The following is a 3638-nucleotide window of genomic DNA, read 5'->3' as shown; positions in this document are numbered from 1 at the left end:
AATTTCTTTCTTCTGCCGGTTCTCCGCTCGCCACAATACGATCCGGGCTCGCGTCGCCACTGCCGCCGGCGCATCCTGGCTGTTCACCAATGCCTGTAGCTCTGCCCGCGCATCCGTTGTCAGTTCCATTCACTCATTAAACACCACAGTTAGCATTTTGTAAAGTCAGTGGAATCACGAGACACTAGGGTCTGTCCGATGGATATTGCAGGCCCTAGTCGCAGCCCTGGGTGCTGACAGCGGCGGTCGCGACGCGGCCGGCGTTCGCCGAGGCGTCCACCTCTGCGCTGGTCAGCGCATACCCGGTCTCCGAGTCGTTCGTCGCGGCGGCGAACACGACTCCGAAGACAGTTCCCGTCTCGGACAGCAGTGGTCCGCCCGAATTACCCGGCAGCACCTGGCCGCGGACGGCGTAGATGTCACGCAGCACCGTGCCCTGTGAGTAGATGTTGGGTGCTTTGGCGGTCTGCCGGTTGCGGATGCGTGCCGCCGCGGTCGTGTAGGGGCCGTCCTGCGGGTAACCTGCGACAACCGCATCGTCCCCCGCATGGCCCGCCGGGTTGGCCTGGAAGGCCAGCGGCGTCCGGTGCAACCCGGGCACGTACAGAACCGCGATGTCGGTGTCCGGGTTGAACAACACCACCCTGGCCGCCATCATGGTGTTGCCGACTTCGACCTGCGGCCGCGGCACTCCGGCGACAACATGGGCGTTCGTCATCACCCGCTCCGGGGCGTAGACGAAGCCGGAGCCCTCGACCTGTTTGGAACATGAGGGCGCGACACCCCTGACCTTCAGGATGCTGGCAGACGCCGCCTGCACGCCGGTGGTGGTGGCAGCCTGTGCGTCCGGTGGTTCGACCGGGATGATCCGGCCGCCGCCGAGGCTGGCGAAGACTTCCGGGAAGCCCTTCTGGTCGGCAAGCTGGCGGAGGTCCGCGAAGGCATTACGAAAAGTGTCCGGCATGGCCCCGTCGACGGTCCTCAGCACCGCTGATCGGCGGACAAGTTCGGCCAGCGAGCTGAACGGGGATCGGTCGATGGCCGTCGCCAGGAGCCAAGCCACCAGCAGCACCGAGATCCCCGAAAGCAACGCGCCGGCCACCGAGTCGACGGTCTGGCCGGGGCGCCAGGTGAGCCGGTTGCGCAGCGCCGCACCGATGGCGGTGGCGGCGATCTGCCCGATCAGGGCGAGTACGAGGACGACCAGGATGCCGACGACGGCACCGTTGGCCTCGGCTCCGATCAGCCGCGCGAACGGCGCAGCGATGTTCGCGCCCAGCACGCCGCCACCGAGAAAACCGACGAAGGACAGTGCCCCGACGACGAAGCCCTGCCGGTAGCCGGACACGCCAAAGACAATCACCGCGACGAGCAGGATGATGTCGAGCATGTCTGGCGGCCTGCTATCCGTTAGCTGATTGTTAGGGTGCCATGCATGTTCGGGTGGATCGTGCAGACGAACGGGTACTGCCCGGGTTGATCCACTGTAAATGTCACCGATCGCGGTGTATCCGTTGAGGCGTAGTTGGTTCGGGCGGCCGGAATCGTCGGGATCACGAAGTTGTGCAGCGGAGAGCCGCGTTCGACGGTCAGGTTCACCGTGATTTTTCCGGGTTTCGCGATCAGTGTTGAGGGCGAGAACTCAAGCGATGCGGTGCCCACGACGTCGAAGATCTGGACACCATTTTCGATCTTCGGTGTGGCGCTCGGTGCGGCCGCGGCCGCACCGGCGGAACCGGCCGGCTGGTCGCTTCCGCAGCTGCTGAGGCTGAGGCTGAGGAGCAGCGCCGCAAGGACGACGCTGATCGCAGCGCGACCAACGCTCGGTCCCATCCGGATGCCGGCCGGACGCCTACCGGGCACATCGGATCGGGGCTGCGGGCGCCGGGAACTGCGCGGGCCCGTCGTTGCGCTCATGCTTGCCTCCGGTCATTCATCGAGCTGCCTGACCGTATCGCCCGGGTGCGCACTCATTCGGAGTCACCCGTCGGTTCCGGCGCCCGACTGGCGGTGGGCACTGCGGTGGGCACTGCGGTGGGCACTGACATGACAGGTGCGGGGGCCTCGACCTGCTCGGCCGGGAGCCATGGGCGCTCCCAGCCGCCCATCCGCAACAGCGCGTCGAGCAGTCCGCCGGTGAAGCCCCAGATGAACATGTCGTGGGCGCGGAAGGCCGGGCCCAGATAGCCGGTTCGCGCGTGATGGACCAGCAGTCGGTTCGCCGGATCCGCGAGTGTCGCTACGGGTACCCGCGCGACCGACGACGTCTCGTTCGGGTCCATCGCCGCCACCGGGCACGGCGTGTGCCACCACGCCAGCACCGGCGTGACCAGGAAGTGGCTGGGCGGCAGGTAGAGCGCGGGGCCGGTAGCCACCACCCGGACACACTCCGGGTCCAGTCCGACCTCCTCGTGTGCCTCCCGCAGCGCGGTGGCGGCCGGGGAGACGTCGGTGGGGTCGGTGGCGCCGCCGGGGAACGCCGGCTGGCCACCGTGGCTGCGTAGATCGGGCGCACGCTGGATGAGCAGGATGTCCGCCCCGTTCGGGCCGTCTGCGAGCACCATGAGGACGGCCGCCGGCCGGGCGTCACCCGCAGCCGGTGCCCGGGCGCGGGAGAGATCGTCGGGACGGGCCGCACTGAGGGCTTCGGCCAGGTCGGTGAGCCAGTCAGGCTGGTCAGGCCCGGCCGGCACAGCGGGCCGGCCGAGCTCGACGGAGCGTTCCGGCGCGGCACCCCCGGCGGCCGGCCGTGCGGTCGGAACACCCCGAGGGCCCGGTGCCGGTCGGGGAGTTTCGGATCTGTCCGGATGCGGTCCGGTGTTCAACTGAGGGCTGCTCAACTGACCGCTGCTCAACTGACCGCTTCGACGTCCCCGCGGACGAGCCGCGCGGCGTCCTGCGGGGTGGTCGGGCCGAGGCCGAACGAGGGGCACAGACGGGCGACACCGCACGCTCCACATGCAGGGCGGCGGGAGTGGCAGATCCGTCGACCATGAAAGATCATCCGATCGGAGGCGATCGTGTAGTCGCGCCGCTCGAGGAGTTCGGCGAGGTCGCTCTCGACCTTGACCGGGTCGGTGTTGGCGGTGAGGCCGAACCTGCGGGACAGGCGCCCGACGTGGGTGTCCACCGTGATCCCGGGTATGTCGAAGGCATGTCCGAGTACCACGTTGGCGGTCTTGCGGCCGACACCGGGCAGGGTCACGAGGTCGTCGAGGCGGCCGGGCACGGCGCCGGCGAAACGGTCGACCAGAGCGGCGCCGATGCCGATGATCGAATGTGTCTTCGCTCGGAAGAAGCCGGTCGGCCGCAGGACGGCTTCGAGCTCCGCGCGGTCCGCCCCGGCGTAGTCGCCGGCGCTGCGATACCGCGCGAACACTGTCGGCGTCACCTCGTTGACCTTCTTGTCCGTGCACTGCGCGGACAGGACCGTGGCGACGAGGAGTTCGAGCGGGTTGCCGAAGTTCAGCGCGATCCGGGCATCCGGGTGGAGTTCACCGAGCATCCGGACGATCTTACGGGCTCGGCGTGTCCGCGCCAGCGGGCTTTCCGTGGCGGTGTCGACGACGGCGGGCACGTTCCCAGGGTAGCGGGCGAGCCGATCACGCCAGCCGTCGGTCGGCGTGGCGGATGTGTCC

Annotated in this window: 4 protein-coding genes; all 4 read right to left on the bottom strand. The window is 68.6% G+C overall.

Going from position 1 to position 3638, the window contains the following annotated elements; genetic code table 11:
* Positions 1 to 214 precede the first annotated feature (214 nt).
* The 4 genes from U9977_RS03545 to nth are packed head-to-tail and all read right to left on the bottom strand — an operon-like array spanning position 215 to position 3577.
* Positions 215 to 1390: a MarP family serine protease gene (locus tag U9977_RS03545; RefSeq protein ID WP_322747700.1), complete on the bottom strand. Its 1176-nt coding sequence runs from the start codon at positions 1388 to 1390 to the stop codon at positions 215 to 217.
* 20 nt (positions 1391 to 1410) lie between these two features.
* On the bottom strand, positions 1411 to 1917 hold the full coding sequence (locus U9977_RS03540) for a cupredoxin domain-containing protein (protein WP_322747699.1): 507 nt from the start codon (positions 1915 to 1917) through the stop codon (positions 1411 to 1413).
* A gap of 53 nt (positions 1918 to 1970) precedes the next feature.
* The gene (locus U9977_RS03535) at positions 1971 to 2840 is read right to left on the bottom strand and encodes a CoA pyrophosphatase (protein WP_322747698.1); all 870 of its coding nucleotides are present in this window, start codon (positions 2838 to 2840) and stop codon (positions 1971 to 1973) included.
* Positions 2841 to 2851: 11 nt separating this feature from the next.
* On the bottom strand, positions 2852 to 3577 hold the full coding sequence (gene nth, locus U9977_RS03530) for an endonuclease III (RefSeq protein WP_322747714.1): 726 nt from the start codon (positions 3575 to 3577) through the stop codon (positions 2852 to 2854).
* Between the last annotated feature and the right edge of the window lie 61 nt (positions 3578 to 3638).

The organism is Protofrankia sp. Cas8 (assembly GCF_963555845.1).
In the GTDB taxonomy this organism is placed as follows: domain Bacteria; phylum Actinomycetota; class Actinomycetes; order Frankiales; family Frankiaceae; genus Protofrankia.
The sequence above is the reverse complement of the archived record's forward strand: the minus strand, read 5'-3'. Positions and strand labels throughout refer to the sequence as shown.

Coding starts and splice junctions, on each gene's coding strand:
- U9977_RS03545 (WP_322747700.1), bottom strand. CDS start 1,390: ATGCTCGACATCATCCTGCTCGTCGCGGTGATTGTCTTTGGCGTGTCC.
- U9977_RS03540 (WP_322747699.1), bottom strand. CDS start 1,917: ATGAGCGCAACGACGGGCCCGCGCAGTTCCCGGCGCCCGCAGCCCCGA.